Source organism: Noviherbaspirillum sp. FW303-A3 (genome assembly GCF_058788695.1).
This window is the reverse complement of the sequence record NZ_JBYTAZ010000001.1, coordinates 3,260,903-3,279,962: the sequence shown is the minus strand read 5'-3', so window position 1 is coordinate 3,279,962 and position 19,060 is coordinate 3,260,903. Positions and strand designations below refer to the sequence as shown.

The 19,060-nt window shown below is 62.8% G+C and carries 20 protein-coding genes; 13 read left to right on the top strand and 7 right to left on the bottom strand.

Annotated elements, in window-relative coordinates; translation table 11 throughout:
* Window positions 1-5: 5 nt before the first annotated feature.
* Entirely contained in the window at window positions 6-3,629 is a 3,624-nt protein-coding gene (locus AC3WOY_RS15820) for a hydantoinase B/oxoprolinase family protein (protein WP_492425444.1), read from the top strand.
* On the opposite strand, the gene AC3WOY_RS15815 is transcribed toward AC3WOY_RS15820, so the two are convergent.
* Entirely contained in the window at window positions 3,626-4,312 is a 687-nt protein-coding gene (locus AC3WOY_RS15815; protein WP_492425442.1) for a Crp/Fnr family transcriptional regulator, read from the bottom strand. The genes AC3WOY_RS15820 and AC3WOY_RS15815 overlap by 4 nt on opposite strands.
* A gap of 169 nt (window positions 4,313-4,481) precedes the next feature.
* Between AC3WOY_RS15815 and rarD the strand changes: the two genes are divergently transcribed.
* The gene (rarD, locus tag AC3WOY_RS15810) at window positions 4,482-5,363 is read left to right on the top strand and encodes an EamA family transporter RarD (RefSeq protein ID WP_492425440.1); all 882 of its coding nucleotides are present in this window, start codon (window positions 4,482-4,484) and stop codon (window positions 5,361-5,363) included.
* A 52-nt stretch (window positions 5,364-5,415) separates the two neighbouring features.
* Here rarD and AC3WOY_RS15805 read toward each other — a convergent pair whose 3' ends face one another.
* Window positions 5,416-6,030, bottom strand: a complete 615-nt coding sequence (locus tag AC3WOY_RS15805) for an OmpW/AlkL family protein (RefSeq protein ID WP_492425438.1) — start codon at window positions 6,028-6,030, stop codon at window positions 5,416-5,418.
* Between the two features lie 244 nt (window positions 6,031-6,274).
* On the opposite strand from AC3WOY_RS15805, the gene ettA reads away from it, so the two are divergent.
* The 4 genes from ettA to AC3WOY_RS15785 all read left to right on the top strand — a co-directional run bounded on the left by ettA (window position 6,275) and on the right by AC3WOY_RS15785 (window position 9,637).
* Complete coding sequence (ettA, locus tag AC3WOY_RS15800; protein WP_492425436.1) at window positions 6,275-7,942, top strand: energy-dependent translational throttle protein EttA; 1,668 nt, start codon at window positions 6,275-6,277, stop codon at window positions 7,940-7,942.
* Between the two features lie 196 nt (window positions 7,943-8,138).
* Entirely contained in the window at window positions 8,139-8,648 is a 510-nt protein-coding gene (locus AC3WOY_RS15795) for a GAF domain-containing protein (protein WP_492425434.1), read from the top strand.
* Window positions 8,649-8,657: 9 nt separating this feature from the next.
* The gene (locus AC3WOY_RS15790) at window positions 8,658-9,068 is read left to right on the top strand and encodes a response regulator (RefSeq protein ID WP_492425432.1); all 411 of its coding nucleotides are present in this window, start codon (window positions 8,658-8,660) and stop codon (window positions 9,066-9,068) included.
* A 149-nt stretch (window positions 9,069-9,217) separates the two neighbouring features.
* On the top strand, window positions 9,218-9,637 hold the full coding sequence (locus tag AC3WOY_RS15785; RefSeq protein WP_492425430.1) for a hypothetical protein: 420 nt from the start codon (window positions 9,218-9,220) through the stop codon (window positions 9,635-9,637).
* Here AC3WOY_RS15785 and AC3WOY_RS15780 read toward each other — a convergent pair whose 3' ends face one another.
* Both AC3WOY_RS15780 and AC3WOY_RS15775 read right to left on the bottom strand, forming a co-directional pair.
* Window positions 9,638-9,874, bottom strand: coding sequence for a hypothetical protein (locus AC3WOY_RS15780; protein WP_492425428.1), 237 nt, complete (start codon window positions 9,872-9,874; stop codon window positions 9,638-9,640).
* A gap of 113 nt (window positions 9,875-9,987) precedes the next feature.
* A complete protein-coding gene (locus tag AC3WOY_RS15775; RefSeq protein ID WP_492425426.1) occupies window positions 9,988-10,662 on the bottom strand; it encodes a methyltransferase domain-containing protein in 675 nt (224 codons plus the stop codon).
* A gap of 189 nt (window positions 10,663-10,851) precedes the next feature.
* Between AC3WOY_RS15775 and AC3WOY_RS15770 the strand changes: the two genes are divergently transcribed.
* A complete protein-coding gene (locus AC3WOY_RS15770) occupies window positions 10,852-11,064 on the top strand; it encodes a hypothetical protein (RefSeq protein ID WP_492425424.1) in 213 nt (70 codons plus the stop codon).
* A 142-nt stretch (window positions 11,065-11,206) separates the two neighbouring features.
* A complete protein-coding gene (locus AC3WOY_RS15765; RefSeq protein WP_492425422.1) occupies window positions 11,207-11,389 on the top strand; it encodes a hypothetical protein in 183 nt (60 codons plus the stop codon).
* Between the two features lie 98 nt (window positions 11,390-11,487).
* Here the strand turns inward: AC3WOY_RS15765 and AC3WOY_RS15760 are convergent, their stop codons facing one another.
* The 3 genes from AC3WOY_RS15760 to AC3WOY_RS15750 form a co-directional block, all read right to left on the bottom strand.
* Window positions 11,488-11,850, bottom strand: coding sequence for an SPW repeat domain-containing protein (locus tag AC3WOY_RS15760; RefSeq protein WP_492425420.1), 363 nt, complete (start codon window positions 11,848-11,850; stop codon window positions 11,488-11,490).
* A 91-nt stretch (window positions 11,851-11,941) separates the two neighbouring features.
* The gene (locus tag AC3WOY_RS15755) at window positions 11,942-12,751 is read right to left on the bottom strand and encodes a DUF4198 domain-containing protein (protein ID WP_492425418.1); all 810 of its coding nucleotides are present in this window, start codon (window positions 12,749-12,751) and stop codon (window positions 11,942-11,944) included.
* A gap of 56 nt (window positions 12,752-12,807) precedes the next feature.
* Window positions 12,808-13,854, bottom strand: coding sequence for an SPM autocatalytic domain-containing protein (locus tag AC3WOY_RS15750; RefSeq protein WP_492425416.1), 1,047 nt, complete (start codon window positions 13,852-13,854; stop codon window positions 12,808-12,810).
* A 228-nt stretch (window positions 13,855-14,082) separates the two neighbouring features.
* On the opposite strand from AC3WOY_RS15750, the gene AC3WOY_RS15745 reads away from it, so the two are divergent.
* The 5 genes from AC3WOY_RS15745 (at window position 14,083) to AC3WOY_RS15725 (ending at window position 19,060) form a co-directional block, all read left to right on the top strand.
* On the top strand, window positions 14,083-14,736 hold the full coding sequence (locus AC3WOY_RS15745; RefSeq protein WP_492425414.1) for a flagellar brake protein: 654 nt from the start codon (window positions 14,083-14,085) through the stop codon (window positions 14,734-14,736).
* 91 nt (window positions 14,737-14,827) lie between these two features.
* Window positions 14,828-15,133 carry a hypothetical protein gene (locus tag AC3WOY_RS15740; protein WP_492425412.1) on the top strand — a complete coding sequence of 102 codons (306 nt, stop codon included), beginning with the start codon at window positions 14,828-14,830 and terminating at the stop codon, window positions 15,131-15,133.
* Window positions 15,134-15,268: 135 nt separating this feature from the next.
* Window positions 15,269-16,060, top strand: coding sequence for a substrate-binding periplasmic protein (locus tag AC3WOY_RS15735; RefSeq protein ID WP_492425410.1), 792 nt, complete (start codon window positions 15,269-15,271; stop codon window positions 16,058-16,060).
* A 24-nt stretch (window positions 16,061-16,084) separates the two neighbouring features.
* The gene (locus tag AC3WOY_RS15730; protein WP_492425408.1) at window positions 16,085-16,660 is read left to right on the top strand and encodes a putative pterin-binding protein; all 576 of its coding nucleotides are present in this window, start codon (window positions 16,085-16,087) and stop codon (window positions 16,658-16,660) included.
* 87 nt (window positions 16,661-16,747) lie between these two features.
* Entirely contained in the window at window positions 16,748-19,060 is a 2,313-nt protein-coding gene (locus AC3WOY_RS15725; RefSeq protein WP_492425406.1) for a putative bifunctional diguanylate cyclase/phosphodiesterase, read from the top strand.

The window sequence follows — 19,060 nt, the reverse complement described above, 5'->3', positions numbered from 1 at the left end:
TGACCATGGATAACGCACAACAGGCACAAGGCAATACGGACGCACGCTGGGAATTCTGGATCGATCGCGGCGGCACCTTCACGGACATTGTGGCGCGCAGGCCGGACGGCCGTCTCGCCGCGCACAAGCTGCTGTCGGAGAACCCGGAGCAGTACAAGGATGCAGCGGTGGCCGGCATCCGGCAGCTGCTCGGGATCGCGCCCGGCGATCCCATCCCTGCCGCACAGGCGGCGGCAGTCAAGATGGGGACCACGGTAGCGACCAATGCGCTGCTGGAGCGCAAGGGCGATCCGACCGCCTTGCTGGTCACGAAGGGATTCCGCGATGCGCTGCGCATTGCCTACCAGAACCGCCCTCGCCTGTTCGACCGGCATATCGTGCTGCCGGAACTGCTGTACCGGGAAGTGGTGGAAGTCGATGAGCGCATCGGCGCGCATGGCGACGTCGTCCGGCCGCTGGATGAGGGAAAGGTGCGGCGCGACCTGCAGGCACTGTACGACAAGGGATTGCGAGCGGTGGCGGTCGTACTGATGCATGGCTACCGCTATCCGCAGCATGAAGAGACGGTCGGACGCATCGCGCACGAACTCGGGTTCACGCAGGTTTCCATTTCCAGCAAGGTCAGTCCCCTGATGAAGCTGGTCTCGCGTGGCGACACGACAGTAGTGGACGCCTACCTGTCGCCCATCCTGCGGCGTTACGTGGATCAGGTCGCAAGCGAGATGTCAGGCGTGCGCCTGCTGTTCATGCAATCGAATGGCGGGCTGACCGATGCGCACCGTTTCCAGGGCAAGGACTCGATCCTGTCCGGGCCGGCCGGCGGCATTGTCGGGATGGCGCGCACTGCGAATGCGGCCGGATTCGACAGGGTCATCGGGTTCGACATGGGCGGCACGTCGACGGACGTCTCGCACTACGCGGGCGAGTTCGAGCGGGAATTCGAGACGCAGGTCGCGGGCGTGCGCATGCGCGCGCCGATGATGAGCATCCATACGGTGGCCGCAGGGGGCGGTTCCATCCTGCACTTCGACGGTACGCGCTACCGCGTCGGGCCGGACAGCGCGGGCGCGAATCCCGGGCCGGCGAGCTACCGGCGCGGCGGACCGCTTGCGGTGACCGATTGCAATGTCATGCTGGGCAAGATCCAGCCGAAGTACTTTCCCGCCGTGTTCGGTCCGCATGCCGACCAGACGCTGGACCGCGACGTCGTCGTGCAGAAATTCTGCGCACTTGCGGATGCCATCCATCGCGCCAGCGGTGACCGGCGTACGCCGGAGGAAGTCGCGGAAGGCTTCATCGAGATTGCGGTTGGCAACATGGCCAACGCGATCAAGTTCATTTCGGTGCAGCGCGGCCACGATGTCACCGGTTACACGCTGTCGACCTTCGGCGGCGCAGGCGGACAGCATGCCTGCCTGGTGGCCGATGCGCTCGGCATGACGCGCGTGTTTGCCCATTCGCTTGCCGGCGTGCTCTCGGCCTACGGGATGGGACTGGCGGACCAGACGGCGATGCGGGAAAAGGCGCTGGAGACCGTCCTTGCCCCTGCGGCCATGAAGACGATTGAAGGCGAACTGCGGCAGCTTGGCAGCGAAGCATGCGCGGACCTGCGGTCGCAAGGCGTCGATGCCGCAGACATCCGCCTGGTCGAGCGGGTACACCTACGTTATGAGGGAACGGATTCGGCCATCGTCGTGCCTTTCGCCGATCTCGACCGGATGAAAGCCTCCTTCGAAACCGCTTACCGGCAACGCTATGCCTTCCTCATGCATGGCAAGAATCTGGTGGCGGAGGCGGTGTCCGTCGAAGCGATCGGCGCTGCGCAACAGGGGGTGGAACAGTTCGAACCGTTGCCGCCGCGTCCGGGGCCGTTGCGCGCGACGGAAACCGTGCGCCTGTTTTCGGGCGGCCGGTGGCACGACGCGCCGCTCTTCCTCCGCGACGACATGCGCCCGGGCGACCTGGTTGCCGGCCCGGCGATCATCGCCGAAAAGAACGCCACCAATGTCGTGGAATCCGGATGGCAGGCCGAAGTCACCGCGCAGGGCCATCTTGTGATGCAACGGGCAGAGGCACGCCCGCAGCGCAAGGCGGCCGGCACCACGGCCGATCCGGTCATGCTGGAGGTCTTCAACAATCTCTTCATGTCGATCGCGGAGCAGATGGGGCTGCGGCTGCAGAACACCGCCGTCTCGGTGAACATCAAGGAACGCCTCGATTTCTCCTGCGCGCTGTTCGATACCGCCGGCAGCCTGATCGCGAACGCGCCGCACATCCCGGTGCACCTGGGATCGATGGGCGAAAGCATCAAGACCGTCATCCGCGAGAACGCCGCCAGCATGCAGCCCGGTGACGTGTATATGCTGAATGATCCGTACCACGGCGGCACCCACCTGCCGGATGTCACCGTGATCACGCCTGTCTTCGATACGAATGGCGGGAAGGTGCTCTTCTACGTCGCTTCCCGCGGGCATCACGCGGATATCGGCGGCATGACGCCCGGTTCGATGCCGGCGGACAGCAGCGTGGTCGAGGAAGAGGGTGTCCTGGTCAACAACTTCCAGCTCGTGAAGGGCGGCCGGTTCCTGGAACAGGAGACCATCGCCCTGCTCTCCTCCGGCAAATACCCGGCACGCAATATCCGCCAGAACCTTGCCGACCTGCAGGCGCAGATCGCGGCCAACCAGAAGGGTGCCGAGGAATTGCTGAGGATGGTCGGCCATTTCGGGCTCGACGTCGTGCAGGCGTACATGCGGCATGTGCAGGACAACGCCGAAGAGGCGGTGCGGCGCGTCATCACTTCTCTGAAGGATGGCAGTTACGAATACCGGCTCGACAATGGCGCAGTCATCAAGGTCGCGATTCGCGTCAATCGCAATGACCGCAGCGCGGAGATCGATTTCAGCGGCACATCGCCGCAACTGCCGAACAATTTCAACGCGCCCTCCTCGGTGTGCATGGCGGCGGTGCTGTATGTGTTCCGCACGCTGGTCGACGACGACATTCCGCTGAACGCGGGCTGCCTCAAGCCGCTGCGCGTGATCATCCCGGAAGGCTCGATGCTGAATCCGCGCTATCCGGCCGCCGTCGTTTCCGGCAACGTGGAGACGTCGAGCTGCGTGACGAATGCGCTCTATGGCGCCCTCGGCGTCATGGCCGGCGCACCCGGCACGATGAACAACTTCACCTTCGGCAATGACCGTTACCAGTACTACGAAACCATCTCTGGCGGATCGGGCGCGGGGCCGGGATTCGACGGGACCGCAGTCGTGCAGACGCACATGACCAACTCGCGCCTCACCGATCCGGAAGTGCTGGAGTGGAGATTCCCGGTACGGCTGGAGAGTTACGAGATCCGGCACGGTTCAGGGGGGACGGGAAAGTGGAAAGGCGGCGATGGCGGCGTGCGCAAGGTGCGCTTCCTGGAGAGGATGACGGCATCCATCCTGTCGAACAACCGGGTCGTTCCGCCTTTCGGCGCTGCGGGCGGCGGCGATGGGAAGTGCGGCAGGAACTACGTGGTTCGTGCCGATGGCCGTGTGGAAGAACTGGGTTTTGTGGCGAGGACCGAGATGGAACCCGGCGATGTATTCGTCATCGAAACGCCGGGCGGTGGTGGCTACGGTTAAGACTGGAATTTGCGAAGACCGTCGAGGTCGAGAATGGTAACGCCGCCGTATTCGGCCTTGACCAGACCCGCCTCATCCAGCGCCTTCAGTGAACCGTTCACCCTTTGGCGCGAAGCGTTGCACAGGTAGCCCAGTTCTTCCTGCGAGATCTTCAGCTGCGGACTGATGCCGGGATTGAGGTGCGGATTGAACAGCGCGGCGAGGCAGCGTGCGAGGCGCGCCGTGGTGTCGAGCATGCGGTCGTATTCGACCAGCGAGATGAACATGCCGAGGCGCTCGTTCAACAGCGTCATCACGAAGCGGTTGAAGCCGATGCTGTTGTCGAGCAGCCAGTGGAAGGTGGCGCGCGGCATCAGCGCAAGCCGCGTGTCGCGCAGGGCGATGACGTCGTACTGGCGCGGCGCATCCTTCAGCAGCGAACCTTCACCGAACCATGCGCCGCCGAGCACGCCGGTGAAGGTGATGATCTTGCCCTCGGGGGAGACGCTGCTCATCTTGAGCAGGCCATCGATGGCGCCGACCCAGTGTTCGGCCGGCTCGCCCTTGCGGCATGCGTAGCCACCGGCGGGCACGAAGCGCTCCGTCACGTCGGCTTCGACGCGCGCCATCTGTTCGGCGCTGAGCGACTTGGCCCAGGCGGTGTTGCGGATCGTTTGAGCGAGGGTTGGCGGTGTCGGGATCATTGCTGTCGGGATGCCTGCTGAGGTCGGCACTGATCATATACGTTTGCGCTTCCGGCTGCCACCACACGCGATGAAGGGATTGCTGGGATAATAAGCCGGCCGCAGCCGCTACCCGGGCCACGGTGCTTCCTTGCATCCTATCGGGTGCGCATCTCTCAATCCGAACGATATGAATCCTGGAATCCTGTACGCCGCTTCGGCTTACGCGCTGTGGGGCGTGTTCCCGCTGTATTTCAAGTCGCTGCAGGAAATCCCGCCGATGGAGATCCTGCTGCACCGCATGGTGTGGTCGCTCGTGTTCGTGGCGGCGGTGCTTGCGGTGCGCAAGCAATGGGCGTGGCTGGGCGACGTGGTGCGCCGGCCGAAGGTGCTGGCCGGTTTCGCGGCGAGCGCCGTGCTCCTGTCTTCCAACTGGTTCATCTATATCTGGGCGGTCAACAACGGCCATGTGGTCGAGTCGAGCCTGGGTTACTTCATCAATCCGCTGTTCAATGTGCTGCTGGGGATGCTGATCCTGCGCGAGCGGCTGCGCCCGATTCAATGGATCGCCGTCGGCATCGCCGCCTTCGGCGTCGCATGGCTCACCTGGCACGGCGGCACGCTGCCGTGGATTGCGCTGCTGCTGGCGACGACGTTTGCGCTGTACGGACTGTTGCGCAAGACGGCCGCACTAGGCGCGCTGGAAGGACTGGCGCTGGAAACCCTGCTGCTGTTTCCGCTGGCGTGCGGCTATCTCGTGTTGCTGTCGGTGCAGGGGCAAAACCATTTCACGACGGCGTCGACCAGCGCACAGTTGCTGCTCGCCGCGGCCGGCCCGATCACCGCGATCCCGCTGCTGCTGTTCGCCTCGGGGGCGCGCCGCATTCCCTTGTCCCTGCTCGGCCTGCTGCAGTACATCGGGCCGACGCTGCAATTGCTGCTGGGCGTGTGGCTCTATCACGAACCGTTCGGTGGCGCGCGGCTGGCCGGGTTTGCGCTGATCTGGAGCGCGCTGGCGGTCTACACCGCCGAAGGATTGTGGCAGAACTGGAAGGCGAGACAAGGCGCATAAAAAAAAGCCGGCCTTGCGACCGGCTTTGCCCTGTTATTGCAGTACTGCCGAATCAGAAGCGATAGCCAACGCCAACGCCGATCAGCAGCGGGTCAACCTTGACCGCGCTGACCTTCGCGCCGCCAACCATCACGTCGCTGCGGATCTGCACTTTCTTCACATCCAGGTTGATCGACCAGTTCTTGTCGATCTTGAAATCCACGCCGGCTTGCAGTGCCAGGCCGAAGCTGTGGCTCTCGAGGTCGCCTGCGCCGCTCAGGAGCTTGACGCTGCTGAGACGGGTGTAGTTGACGCCTGCACCGACGTACGGGCTGACTTGTGCGCCCGGCGTGAAGTGGTATTGCAGGGTCAGGGTCGGCGGCAGGTGCTTGAAGGTGCCGATATTGGTGCCGGACAGTGCCACGTCATGCTTCTGCGGATAGGTCAGGATCAGTTCAGCAGCCAGGTTGGGCGACAGGAAGTAGGTGATGTCCACTTCCGGGATCGTCTTGTTGCTGACGGTGATCTGGTCAGCCGGGCCGACGCCGCCGACCGGGTCGGACTTGTCTGCCGGGTTGAGGTTCACGGCGCGGGCGCGGATCTGCCACGGGCTCTGCTGAGCCATTGCCTGGGAGGCAACACCGACACCGAGGGCTGCGAGGGCAAGAATTGCTACGGACTTTTTCATCGTTTTTCCCCTTTAGGTTGGCTTGTGTAAGTACCGCGGGGGACTGTATTCCTGCACTGCATCAAAAACGTTGACCTAGATCAATAAATAACCACAACATTGGTAGGGGTTATTTTGGGTCATTTGGATTGGCGTCCTTTTGTGATAGCGACGTGCCGCACGGCTTCCGGACAACCTGCGGGGAGCCTGATCGGGTATCCTTGCACTCTCTCTTTTCATCAGTACCCATTCACTCGGATTTTCCATGGCTCAATACGTCTACACCATGAACCGCGTGGGCAAGATCGTTCCGCCCAAGCGCCAGATTCTCAAAGACATTTCGCTGTCCTTCTTCCCCGGCGCCAAGATCGGCGTGCTCGGCCTGAACGGCTCGGGCAAGTCGACCCTGCTCAAGATCATGGCCGGCATCGACAAGGACATCGAAGGCGAAGCCGTGCCGATGCCGGGCCTGAACATCGGCTACTTGCCGCAGGAGCCGCAGCTGGATCCGGAAATGACGGTGCGCCAGGCGGTGGAATCCGGCCTCGGCGAAGTGGCCGAAGCGCAGTCCAAGCTGGACGCCGTGTACGCCGCCTATGCCGAACCGGATGCCGACTTCGACGCGCTGGCCGCCGAACAGGCACGCCTGGAAGCGATCATTGCCACCTCCGGCGGCGGCAACCTCGACCAGCAGCTGGAAATTGCGGCCGACGCGCTGCGCCTGCCGCCTTGGGACGCCAAGGTCGGCGTGCTGTCCGGCGGCGAGAAGCGCCGTGTCGCGCTGTGCAAGCTGCTGCTGTCCAAGCCCGACATGCTGCTGCTCGACGAACCGACCAACCACCTCGACGCCGAATCCGTCGAATGGCTTGAGCAATTCCTGCAGCGCTTCCCCGGCACCGTGGTCGGCATCACCCACGACCGCTACTTCCTCGACAACGCTGCCGAATGGATTCTCGAACTGGACCGCGGTTACGGCATTCCCTGGAAGGGCAATTACAGCTCCTGGCTGGAACAGAAGGAAGCACGCCTGAAGCAGGAAGAAGCGACCGAATCCGCACGCCAGAAGACCATCCAGAAGGAACTGGAGTGGGTGCGCCAGAATCCGAAGGGCCGCCAGGCCAAGAGCAAGGCGCGCCTTGCCCGCTTCAACGAGCTATCCGAACACGAATACCAGAAGCGCAACGAGACGCAGGAAATCTTCATCCCGGTCGCCGAACGCCTGGGCAATGAAGTGATCGAGTTCAAGAACGTCTCCAAGTCCTTCGGCGACCGCCTGCTGATCGACGATCTCAGCTTCAAGATTCCGGCCGGCGCGATCGTCGGCATCATCGGCCCGAACGGTGCGGGTAAATCGACGCTGTTCAAGATGATCGCAGGGAAAGAGCAGCCGGACAGCGGTGAAGTGGTGGTCGGCCCGACGGTGAAGCTGTCGCTGGTCGACCAGTCGCGCGAAGACCTCGGCAACAAGAAGACCGTGTTTGAAGACGTCTCCAACGGCGCCGACATCCTGACTGTCGGCCGCTTCGAAATGCCGTCGCGCGCCTACCTCGGCCGCTTCAACTTCAAGGGCGGCGACCAGCAGAAGATCGTCGGCAACCTGTCCGGCGGCGAACGTGGCCGCCTGCACCTGGCCAAGACCCTGCTCATGGGCGGCAACGTGCTGCTGCTGGACGAACCGTCGAACGACCTCGACGTGGAAACCCTGCGCGCGCTGGAAGATGCGCTGCTGGAATTCGCGGGCAGCGTGATGGTGATCTCGCACGACCGCTGGTTCCTCGATCGTATCGCCACGCACATCCTGGCCTTCGAAGGCGACTCCAAGGTCGTATTCTTCGACGGCAACTACCAGGAATACGAGGCCGACAAGGTCAAGCGACTGGGCGAGGAAGGCGCGAAGCCGAAGCGTATCCGATACAAGCCGGTGACGCGATAAGCAGGCAGCAAGGGCGCATTTCGATGCGCCCTTTTTTGTGGGCACAGCGATGGCTGTCCTTGTCTGCACAATTTGCAGCCTGGATGGAGCAAAGCGGAATCCAGGCTACTTCTTCCGAGGCAAGCGCGCAACGCCGCTTGCCGCTGCACCGTCCTTCCAGTAAAGTCGTTCCAACACCCCTTAGTCACCGGATGCCATGCAAGCTGCCCCGATTCCTGCGAATGACGAAGAACGGCTTGCGGCGCTGCACGCGCTGCTGATCCTCGACACCCCTCCGGAGCAGCGTTTCGACCGCATCGTCGACTTCGCCGCGCGCGAGTTCGACGTCCCGATCGCCCTGCTGACGCTGGTCGACCGCGATCGTCAGTGGTTCAAGGCGCGCTACGGCTTGCCGGCGTGCGAGACCGGCCGCGACATCTCTTTCTGCGGGCACGCGATCCTGCATCCGGAAGTCCTTGTGGTGGAGGATGCGCGCACCGACGAACGCTTCGTCGACAATCCGCTGGTGACCGACGATCCCTATATCCGCTTCTACGCCGGCGCGCCCCTGCAACTGCCGAACGGCCATATCGTCGGGACACTATGCGTGATCGACCGCCGCAGCCGGCGTTTCGATCCTGTCGAACATTCGATCCTGCTGACCCTGCGCGACCTCGTCGTCAGGGAGCTGGTGGCGGCAGGAAGCTCGCTCGACGAGCAGGACTAGGAGGACGCGATGCCAAACAGCGTGCCGCAGGCCAAGGGCCGGTTGCCTATGTTATTGCTGGAGACAGATCCCCTGCTTCGCCGCACAGTGGCACTGACAGCGCGGGCGATGGGACTGGCGGACGTCCATGAAGCCGGCAGCCCGCAGGTTGCGCGGCGCATGATCCGCGAGCACGCCTTTCGCGGCGCGGTCATTGCGCTTGATTTCGGGGAACGGCAATACAACCAGTACGACCTGTCGCTGATCGATGAGATCCGCGATGGCGAAAACACACGCGCCATTCCCATCGCCGTGCTCGTCTCCAGCTGCGATGCACCGCTGCTCCAGGAACTGCGCCTGCGCGAAGTCACCCGCGTCATTCTCAAACCGTTTCGCGCCCGCACACTGCTCGACACCTTCGCAGCCTTTCAGGAAAGTTGACGCGAGCGGTTCAAAGCGCCAGCGCCATCTCGTGCCACGCCATGCCGACGTGCGCCGTCGGCGACGGCCGGAGAATGCGGGCGCAGTAGTCCGGAGGCAATGGTGATGGAGCGTAGCATCTTTAGCTGGCCGGCATTGTCCAAAGCGATATGCCGCTGACACTGCTTTTCCCGCCCGGCCCGCTGTACGCGCGCTATCGCGCCGTGGAGGATGCGCTCGATTTCGCACGCCGCATGCATGAGCGCCAACTGGCCCTGCGCACCGCCCATCCCGGCAGCTACGAGCCCGACGTGCATGCGATCGTGCTCGCCTTCAACCTGCGTGTCATCGGAAGGAAGATGGATGCGCTCGTCGCCGCCTTTCGCTCGGAGATTCGCGTCGGGCAGCAAGGCGGCGTATCGGAGGAAACCGTCGAACTGCAAGCCGCCCTGCAGCACTACAACGCGGCTGTGGCGGCGCGCGATGCCTGGGACAATCCCGTCGACGCGTCGGTCAATGTGCTCGACCTCGCGTTCGACTGCCTGTCGTCGGTCGAGCGCGACATACAGGCTTTCGAGGAACAAAACTGATCATTGAATGGCGCCCTGGTCGCGCAGCCATTCGACCAGCTTCTGCAAGCCTTCCTGGTTGATCGAGATGGTGCTCGATACGAGCATGCCGTCGCCTGGCGTTTCTTCCTTGATCTGCACGTCGATCATCGAATCGTTGCCGGGATGCAGGTTGACGACGAGCTTTTCGATGCCCGCCGCTGTCGTGTTCTGGATGATCGCCTGCCCGGAAGGGGAAGCATTGAATGTGGTCTGCATGATGTGCTCCGAAAAGCCTGCCGGAATGCCGCGCACAACCGTCCCTGCATCCCCGCGGCGCTCCTTTCAGGCTAGGCGGCAAGCGGGGAAATTGCGATGGCGCGGCAGAAACTTCAGGCTTTTCTTTTCCGGATCATCAGGAAGAAATGCGCCTTGAAACCAAGCACGCGCTTGTGGCCGACATCATGCTCCGGCTTGCCCGGCAGCAGGCTGGCGAAGCGGTATAACGCCGGGGCATCGACCGGGTTGAGCATGCCGACGGACGCCCACTTCCCCTTGCCGAACCATTTCAGCAGGCGACGCCATGCCGGGTCGGGAAGCAGATGGAGGAAGGGCAGGCGCGATTTGAATTCGATGGGATGGCGGCGGTTGGCGGTAGCGAGGAAGACGCCTTTCCGCGCGACGCGATACAGTTCCGCCACCAGCGCGTACTGGCGCTCGGTGCCGCCGCTGTGCTCGATGACCTCATTGCAGAACACCCAGTCGAAGGCGCCGTCGGCATAAGGCAGGCGCGTATCGGGTGCCTTGCGCGAGACGGCCGGCGGTTCCATTTCGCAGGGGGTGATGCGCATCCTGTCCGGAAGGTCGCTCCATGCGGAGAGGTAATCGCTGTTGTCGAACAGCGTGGTGGGTTTCATGTACAGGTTGAGCACGGTTCCCTCCGGCGCGTCCTGCCTGAATGCCGTAAAGGCATCAAACAGTTTTCGGCGCTGCGACGACAGTATCCGTTCGATCCCACCGCGCGCCGGAACGCTGCTGTATTCCGCATTGGCTGCGTGCTTCAACATTCTCCCTCCATGACATGGCCGCTCCGGCAATCTCCGCCGCCGGAATATCGGGATCATTATTCAATGCGCATGCATGCCCATGGTTGTGGAAACACAAGGAAGATGCCGGGCTGATGTTGAACATTTACCCAGAGGAACATTGTCACGAGGAAGTTGTCTATCCTCACGACAATGTTCTGGAGATATCACATGCTCAATATCCGCGTAGGCGACACGGTGGCGTTCAAGCGCAGCGTCGCGCAGAAGTGCAGTTCCGAAGAGGTCGCGGAATTTCGCGGCGTGGTGACCGGCATCGCCGGCGACTGGCTGTTCCTGGAAGAAGCATCGGGACGCACGCGCGTCATGCCGATCGACAGCATGTGCCGCGTTGCCGCCAATGGCGCGATCCTCGAACTGGTGTGACTTTCCGCGCCGCCTTTGAGACGCCTCAATCATTAGTGCACCGCACCATTCGCCGCTGGTGAATTGCCGGGCAGCGCTCTATAGTGAACCAAGCGCGCAATCCAGGGAGGAGTCACACGGCACTTTTCATTGGAGGCAAGTCATGAAGAAGATTCTTGTTGTCCTGATCGTCATGCTCACGGCAGGTTGCGCCGGCATGCACAGTTCAGGTTATTCGAGCGGTACTGGCGGCAGCGGCGCCGGCACGGATAACACGTATCGTCCCAACTTCAATCCGGCCTTTGAGCGCATGGACAGTTCATTCCAACCGTACTTCGGGGGTTAAACAAGGCGGAAAATCAACAAGCCGCGCAGCATGCCAGGGGAATCATGCCGTGTGCAGCCCGGGCGGGAAGCATTGCGCTTCCCGCCTTTCCATGAGGGTCAGGAATGCTTGACCCTATGGTTTTCTTCTTCATGACGCATGAAGAGGCGTTCCAGTGCCCAGAATGAGAATCCGGATACGAGGAAACCCGAGATGAAGGCGTTCGCGGTTGCCACCGTATTGTCGGCGTAACCCCACGCCCAGGGCGATATCATCAGCCCCGCTCCGAATACGGCATTGCCCCATTCTTCCAGCTGGTTCGGCAGGAAGATATCCTCGACCGAAAGCAGGATCACCGCCACCCCGACCGCTACCGCACACCATGCGGCCACCTGCGGAAGCGACAAGGCCCACGGCGCGATGCACAACCAGACGCCGACCGCCATTTCCAGCCTGTCTTGCCAACGATTGATGCTGTCCATGATTGCCTCCTTTCAGGAGTACTGTGTGTTTTTTCAGTATAGGGCAGCGCAATGCGCTTGCAAGAATGTAAATACATGCGCATCTCCTGCCCTATCGCCGGCGGGAAGGAAGTTCGAAGGTGAGGTTGCCCCAGAAACTGTCCCAGTCCGCATCGGCAGTGCCGGCAGCGGGGATCATGTGCACCGTGCTGACCATCCACGGTCCGGGATACGGCAAGGTGAGGCGCACGCGCCCATCGGCGTTGCTACGCGCGCGGACCACCGTCGTTTGCCCGTCCCTTCTGTGCCAGGCCTTGACCAGCATCCCGTGCAGCGGCTTGTCGTCGAACAGCAGGCGAAAACCGAGCGTGTCGCCGGGCGACGCAGAGAGCGGATCGGCCAGAGGCATGATCTCCAGTCTCTGACCGGTCCGCCCGGCAAACGCGCTATCGGCCCGGCCGACCTTTACCAGCGCCTTGGCGTTGCGGCGATAGCGTTCACGGCCGGGCGTCTCCGCCGTGCCATCCTGTTCACGCTGGCGGATGATCGCGTCGAGTCCTTCCTCGTGCAGGTAGGCGTGGAACTTGTCGGCGGACAGCGTCAGCATGCTGGGTGCGCTGTCGAATGCAATGACATGGGTGCCTGCGCGCGTGAACGTCATGTTCAGTGAGGGCGGTGCAATATGCGCCTTCACCGGTCCGCCGCGCTCGCCTGCGGCATGGACGCGCATGCTCGCGGCATGCGATGGACTGACGCCGATGCGCTCGCCTTCGAAGTATTCGCCGACGAACATGCCCACTGCAGCCGTGCCGCCCACGGGAAGAGAGAAAGGCGCCGGCCACAGCCAGAATTCGTGTGCGCCGGCAAATGGGGAAAGAAAAACAGTCCAGGCCGTCAGGGCCGTGCGTGCCAGTCGTTTCATTGCGAAGTCGTGGAAAGGTCGATGACCTATTCTACGAGGCGGCGGCGCATTCGGATTCAGACCATCAGGTCGATCTGCTGCACGGTGCCCGCGCCACCGTTCTCCGCAAGGTAGACACCCGAACTGCGCACCGCGCCGAGTTCCTGGTTGGCACTGTCCTTGAGTTCGAATGGCGTCTCAGCCCTGCCGAGGTAGACGGCCCCTACGCCATAGGACTTCGCGGAGTTCAGCGTGCCGCCGCCCTTGTCGTCCTGCATCCACACGCGCAGCTGCGCGAAGACCGGGTCGTTGTCATCGATCCAGCCGTTGCCGTCGCTGTCGAATTCCGCAAGTTCGGCGAAGCCGTCCCCGCTGGTCGGGCCGAACAATTCCTTGCCCGAGTCGATCTTGCCGTTGCCGTTGTGGTCGAGCGCGAGGTAGCCGCGATTTCCCGTGAGCAGCGGCACCTGTTCCGCCTTGCCGTCACCGTCCAGGTCGAAGCTGAAGCGGCGGTTCTGCAATTGCGCCGCCGTACCGTCGAAGTTGATGACGAGCGGGTCCTTGCGTACCGCATCGCCGGCACGCAGGGAGACCGAGGATTCTTCGCGATAGCTGCGGAACATGTCGAGGTCGAGGGTCAGGCTGATCTCCTTGCCGTCGGCGGTGCGGATGAGTGCTTCCGCATGGAAGGTGGTGTGTTCCGTTTCTTCGCGTACTTCATGCCGGTCGTAGGCGATGCCGAAGCCGGCGCGCGGCGGCGGCTCGGGATGCTCCGCGGCTGGTGTCGGCGCCTCTGGGGCCATGTCGTCCGCCGAGACCGTCTTTACCTTCACGCCGGTCATCATCTCGACGACCAGCTTGATGAAGTAATAGACAGGGTCGTTCTCCGCATTTTCGATCGCGTCTTCGACCGCCTGTGCCTCCGATGCGGCAGGCGGCGGTGCCGCAGCTGCAGCCGCCATGCGTGCAGCGGCCGAGATCGCGACCACGGACGGCGCATTTTCGCCGGACTCGGCGGCAGGCGGCTCGTCGCCGACCCAGGCGCGCAGGGTTTCCCGCACTTCGGCGCGCTGGTTGGCGCGATGCGATGCATTGAACTGGATGTTGGACGCGTCGATTTTCATGGCAAGCCCCGGCAATACGACATATGTCTTGTAACGTCCGGTTGCCCGAGAACTTGATAACCATCAAGTGAAAGTCTTTCTATCCTTCGCCGCTGCTTGATAGCCCCATGGATATGGGATGGTGTCGTGACGGATAGGAGCGTGTAATGGTCTTTGACTGCAAGTTACTGCACAACAATATTTTCCATGTTCGCCATGCACACCCGCACCCGCCCGAATTTCGAAGACATGAAATTGCAAGTCGGGACCCGGCTGCAACTCATCCTTGCCCGTCCCGGCAAGCCGACCTACTTCTCGTCCCTGATCGGTTACGCCACCGGCGAATACCTGCTGGTGAAGATACCCGTCGAACACGGACTGACCGTTCCGATGCTGGAAGGCGAGCGCGTCACGGTGCGCGTGTTCTCCGGCGTGTCGGTGTACACCTTTTCCTGCGACATTGAATCGATCCTGCTGGCGCCGCGCTATTACATGCACCTGAGCTTCCCGCAGGAAATCGGAGCGACGCCCCTGCGCAATGCTGCGCGGGTGAAGGTGAGCCTGCCGGTCGAAGTGCGCAGCCCGCCATCGGAACACGGTTCCCCGATCGAGGCCATGCTGTCGGACCTGAGCATCACCGGCGCCTTCATCGCCGCCGGCAAGGTGCTTGGCGGCCCTGGCGACCGGATATCCGTCTCGTTCACGTTCCGCGTGCAGCCGACCAACCAGCAAGTGCAGATCCGCACCGATGCCACGATTTGCAGCAGCCGCCCGCTCGACACGAACGGCAAGCGCGCCGAGCTCCTGCATGGCGTCGGCATCCATTTCGACCGCATCAGCGAAAACGAGCAGTTCATGTTGCAGCATTATCTTTACGATGCGGAAAATGCCGTGATTCCTTGACAAGCTTTTGTTGCCGCGCTGCGACTCGCCACATCAAATTTCCCCGGAGAACGTTTTCCCTGCGCAATTGGCACATACAATCGTGCGCATCATGGAACAGTTGTTGAGCGTGCTGTACGGCGTATCGGGAATCGCGGCGTCGGCACTATATATCCCGCAGATCATCCGCTACCACCGCGATCCGGCAGCGCGCGAATCGATTTCGCTGCTGTCGTGGGGCGGATGGATCGTCATCGCCGCCATCACGATCGCCTACGCCTTGTGGGTGGTGAAAAGCACGCTGATCGCCTCCGTCGCCAGCCTCAACGTGCTGGCGCAGGTTACCGTCCTCGCCTACGGCATCCGCTCCCGTTTTCGCACCGGCAGGTTGCAATCACCCGCGCTGGCCAGGCAGTAACCCGGCCTTTTCGCACCGTCGCAGTGCACGCCCACACAACGAAACAACAAGTCAATAGTTGCGCCGCCAAGGACGCGGCAACAGCCCTATAATCGGGTCAGTCATACTTTCCGCTGCGCAACCCATCAAGCAAACATGCACTGGTCAGAAGGATTCTCATCGTCCCGCAACACGCGCGCGCAAACACGCCGCCGGCTGTTCCTCGCCGCCGCGTTCGCCTGGGTAATCGCACCCGCCGCTGAAGCCATGCCCGAGGTGCGCATCGGCGTCGGCCTGACCAAGCCGCCCTACATCATGGAGAACGGCGATGGCGGCATCGAGTACGAGATCGCCGAGAAGGCCCTGGATGCGAGCGGCTACCGCATGGTGGCGCAGCACCTGCCCCCGGCACGCGCGCTGGCACTGCTGCGCGCCGGCCTGCTCGACGGCATGCTGACCGTCGATGAAGGCATCGGCGGCAACGGATTTTTTTCCGACACCTACATGTACTACCAGAACGTCGCTACGACATTGGCGAGCCGCGGCATACGTCTGCGCGGCATCGGCGACCTGGAGCAGTATTCGATCGCCGCCTTCCAGAATGCCAGCCTCATCCTCGGGCCCGAGTTCAAGGTGCAGGCGGAACGCCACCATGATTACAAGGAACATCCGCAGCAGATCACGCAGAACCGGCTGCTGTACACGGGGCGCGTGGACGTGGTCGTCGGCGACCGCCTCATCTTCCGCTACCTGAACCGTCAGGTGGAGGCCTCCATCAATACCAGCCAGCCGCTGGTGCATCACATGATTTTCAAGCCGAGCGCACGCAAGGCCGTGTTCCGCGATGCCGAGCTGCGCGAGGCGTTCAATGCAGGACTGAAGAAAATCCGGAAGAATGGCACCTACGCCGCCATCTACAAGAAATACAACGAAGTAGCCGAACCCTGAACTCCGTTTCCACAGGAACCTTCTTTGAACAAGCGTGAATTCCTTGCAGGCGCGGCACTCGGCGCCGCTGCCCTTGCCGGCCCTGCCAACGCAGCCTGTCGCCCGCAGTCCTCCCCCGCCCTCCTGACCATTACCGGCGCCATCGGCCGCGGCAACCGCGGACCGCTCGACCCGGCGCTGGACCAGATGATGAAAAAGCAAGGCATCCGGTTCGACAAGGGCCATGCCTTCGACTTTGCATCCCTGGCGGCACTGCCTGCCGTGACGATCCGGCCCACGCTCGAATACGACGGCAAGCCCCACGCGCTGCGCGGGCCGCTGCTCACGGACGTGCTTGCTGCGGCGGGCGTGCGTCGCGGGCAGGCAGAACTCGTGATGCGCGCGATAGACGGCTATGCGCCCACCGCTACGCTGGCGGATATCGGCAAGTACCGGTTCATTGTTGCAACGCACCTGGATGGCAAGCCTATGCCGGTAGGCGGTCTCGGCCCTCTGTGGGCGCTGTATGACGCCGACCGTTTCCCTGACATGGTGGGCAAGCCGCTCAACGAGCGTTTCAGCAACTGTCCATGGGGGCTGTACCATATCGAGGTGCATTGACGGAAGCAGCGGCCGGGGCCGTGTTGAAAGCGGCAAGGGAACTGTTATAGTTGGCCCCTGTCCCCCTTCCTTGACCGTCCTTCTCGCATGAACCAGCCGACCGTACGAGCCGACAAGCGCCGCGCGCCCACTCCGGCCGGCATTGTGCTTCTGTACGCGCTGTTTGCGGCCATGTGGATCGCGGCATCGGACCGGGTGCTGGGCTTCCTGTTCAGCGATCCCGTGCAATTCGAGCGCATCAGCACGCTCAAGGGCATGTTCTTCATTGCCGTCACGAGCCTGCTCCTGTACCTGCTGATCCAACGCTGGCAGGGATCGCTCCGGCAGGCGCTGTCCACCTCCACCCACTACCGCGAACGCCTCGAACGCGTGCTGCACGGTTCCAGCGACGGCTGGTGGGACTGGGATCTGGAATCCGGGCAGGTGTTCTATTCCGCACGGTGCTGGGAAATGCTCGGCTACCAGCCTGAAGAAATGCCGTCGGATACCAACCTGTGGCGCCATCTCGTGCATCCGGAAGACATCGCCGTCGCAACCGGCAGCTTCGATGCAGCGATCGCGCACGCCACGCAGGGCTTTTCCATAGAGATCCGGCTGCGCCACAAGAAGGGGCACTATGTGCCGGTCCTGTCGCGCTACATGGTCCAGCGCAACGCCGACGGCGCCGCGGTCATTGTTTCCGGAACCAATACCGATCTTACCGACCGCAAACGTGCCGAAGAACGCCTGCGGCAGGCAGCCGTGGTCTTCGAAACGACGCATGAAGGAGTGATCGTCACCGATGGCAGCAAGCGCATCCTCATGGTCAACAATGCCTTTACCTCCATCACCGGCTATACCGAAGAAGAAATCCGGGGAAAACGTCCCGATCTCTTGCGTTCCGGCCGGCATTCCAGGGACTTCTACCGCGAGATGTGGGCCAGCATGGCATCGGCCGGGCACTGGCAGGGCGAGATCTGGGACCGGCGCAAGAACGGCGAGGTATACCCGCAGCTGCTGAGCATCAGCGAAGTGCGGAACGATGCCGGCGCCGTCCAGAATTACGTCGGCGTCTTTGCCGACATTTCCCGGCTCAAGGCATCGGAGACGCAACTCGACTTCCTTGCCCACCACGATGCGCTGACCCACCTGCCGAACCGCATGCTCCTGCTGTCCCACCTGGAGCACGCCATGCGCGCGGCGCAGCGCGACGGCGTGCGTGTCGCTCTCCTCATGCTCGACCTCGACCGTTTCAAGGACATCAACGACAGCCTCGGCCACAGTGCCGGCGATGCGCTGCTCAAGCTGGTGGCCGAGCGGCTGAGCGCCCGCCTGCGTGGCATGGATACCGTAGCAAGGCTGGGCGGCGATGAATTTGCCGTCATGCTGCCCCACATCATCGAGCCGGATGACGCCGCCCTGGTTGCCAACGAAATCATCGCCGCACTGGGACAGCCGTGGCTCCTGCCCAACGGGGTCGAGGTGCGCAGCAGCGCCAGTATCGGCATCAGCATTTTTCCGGATCATGGCGTGGCCACGCAGGACCTGCTGCAGCATGCGGATGCTGCCCTGTACCGCGCGAAGCAGGAAGGCCGCGGCTGCTTCCGCTATTTCACCCAGAACCTCACCTACGCCGCGCGCGAACGCATCGACCTGGAAGCGAAATTGCACCGGGCGGTCGAGCAGGATGAACTGCGCGTCTTCTTCCAGCCGCAGGTCGATATCGCCAGCGGGCGGATTGTCGGCGCCGAGGCCCTGGTGCGCTGGCTCGATCCGCTGGAAGGCCTGATCCCGCCATCACGCTTCATCCCCGTCGCCGAAAGCACCGGCCTGATCGCGGACATCGGGGAGTGGGTGCTGCGCCATACCTGCATGCAAGGGAAGAAATGGATCGACGCAGGCCTGCCGCCGCTGACGCTCGCCGTCAATATCTCGCCGCGGCAGTTCCTGCGCGGCGACATCGGCAACACCGTGGCGCGCATCCTGAAGGAAACAGGCTTCCCGCCAACCCGCCTCGAACTGGAACTGACGGAGAGTGCGCTGATGGAGCGTGAAGCGGATGCGGTCGAGCTGCTGAACCATTTGCGCGCAATCGGCGTGCGGCTGGCCATTGACGACTTCGGGACCGGTTACTCTTCCCTCACCTACCTGAAGCGCTTCCCGCTCGACGTGCTGAAGATCGACAAGGCCTTCATCGACGGCGTTCCGCACCGCCAGGACGACAGCGCCATTGCGGCCGCCATCGTGGCAATGGGCCATACGCTGGGATTCAAGGTGGTGGCCGAAGGGGTGGAGAATGACGGCCAGCTCGCGTTCCTGCACACCGCCGGCTGCGACATGTACCAAGGCTACCTGCGAAGCCGCGCATTGCCGGCCGACGCATTCGAAAAGCTGCTGGCGGCCGCAATCGCCAACGCCTAG

Excerpts from the sequence above, each read along its gene's own strand:
- AC3WOY_RS15820 (WP_492425444.1), top strand. The coding sequence starts at position 6 with ATGGATAACGCACAACAGGCACAAGGCAATACGGACGCACGCTGGGAA.
- AC3WOY_RS15815 (WP_492425442.1), bottom strand. The coding sequence starts at position 4,312 with ATGATCCCGACACCGCCAACCCTCGCTCAAACGATCCGCAACACCGCC.
- rarD (WP_492425440.1), top strand. The coding sequence starts at position 4,482 with ATGAATCCTGGAATCCTGTACGCCGCTTCGGCTTACGCGCTGTGGGGC.
- AC3WOY_RS15805 (WP_492425438.1), bottom strand. The coding sequence starts at position 6,030 with ATGAAAAAGTCCGTAGCAATTCTTGCCCTCGCAGCCCTCGGTGTCGGT.
- ettA (WP_492425436.1), top strand. The coding sequence starts at position 6,275 with ATGGCTCAATACGTCTACACCATGAACCGCGTGGGCAAGATCGTTCCG.
- AC3WOY_RS15795 (WP_492425434.1), top strand. The coding sequence starts at position 8,139 with ATGCAAGCTGCCCCGATTCCTGCGAATGACGAAGAACGGCTTGCGGCG.
- AC3WOY_RS15790 (WP_492425432.1), top strand. The coding sequence starts at position 8,658 with ATGCCAAACAGCGTGCCGCAGGCCAAGGGCCGGTTGCCTATGTTATTG.
- AC3WOY_RS15785 (WP_492425430.1), top strand. The coding sequence starts at position 9,218 with ATGCCGCTGACACTGCTTTTCCCGCCCGGCCCGCTGTACGCGCGCTAT.
- AC3WOY_RS15780 (WP_492425428.1), bottom strand. The coding sequence starts at position 9,874 with ATGCAGACCACATTCAATGCTTCCCCTTCCGGGCAGGCGATCATCCAG.
- AC3WOY_RS15775 (WP_492425426.1), bottom strand. The coding sequence starts at position 10,662 with ATGTTGAAGCACGCAGCCAATGCGGAATACAGCAGCGTTCCGGCGCGC.
- AC3WOY_RS15770 (WP_492425424.1), top strand. The coding sequence starts at position 10,852 with ATGCTCAATATCCGCGTAGGCGACACGGTGGCGTTCAAGCGCAGCGTC.
- AC3WOY_RS15765 (WP_492425422.1), top strand. The coding sequence starts at position 11,207 with ATGAAGAAGATTCTTGTTGTCCTGATCGTCATGCTCACGGCAGGTTGC.
- AC3WOY_RS15760 (WP_492425420.1), bottom strand. The coding sequence starts at position 11,850 with ATGGACAGCATCAATCGTTGGCAAGACAGGCTGGAAATGGCGGTCGGC.
- AC3WOY_RS15755 (WP_492425418.1), bottom strand. The coding sequence starts at position 12,751 with ATGAAACGACTGGCACGCACGGCCCTGACGGCCTGGACTGTTTTTCTT.
- AC3WOY_RS15750 (WP_492425416.1), bottom strand. The coding sequence starts at position 13,854 with ATGAAAATCGACGCGTCCAACATCCAGTTCAATGCATCGCATCGCGCC.
- AC3WOY_RS15745 (WP_492425414.1), top strand. The coding sequence starts at position 14,083 with ATGAAATTGCAAGTCGGGACCCGGCTGCAACTCATCCTTGCCCGTCCC.
- AC3WOY_RS15740 (WP_492425412.1), top strand. The coding sequence starts at position 14,828 with ATGGAACAGTTGTTGAGCGTGCTGTACGGCGTATCGGGAATCGCGGCG.
- AC3WOY_RS15735 (WP_492425410.1), top strand. The coding sequence starts at position 15,269 with ATGCACTGGTCAGAAGGATTCTCATCGTCCCGCAACACGCGCGCGCAA.
- AC3WOY_RS15725 (WP_492425406.1), top strand. The coding sequence starts at position 16,748 with ATGAACCAGCCGACCGTACGAGCCGACAAGCGCCGCGCGCCCACTCCG.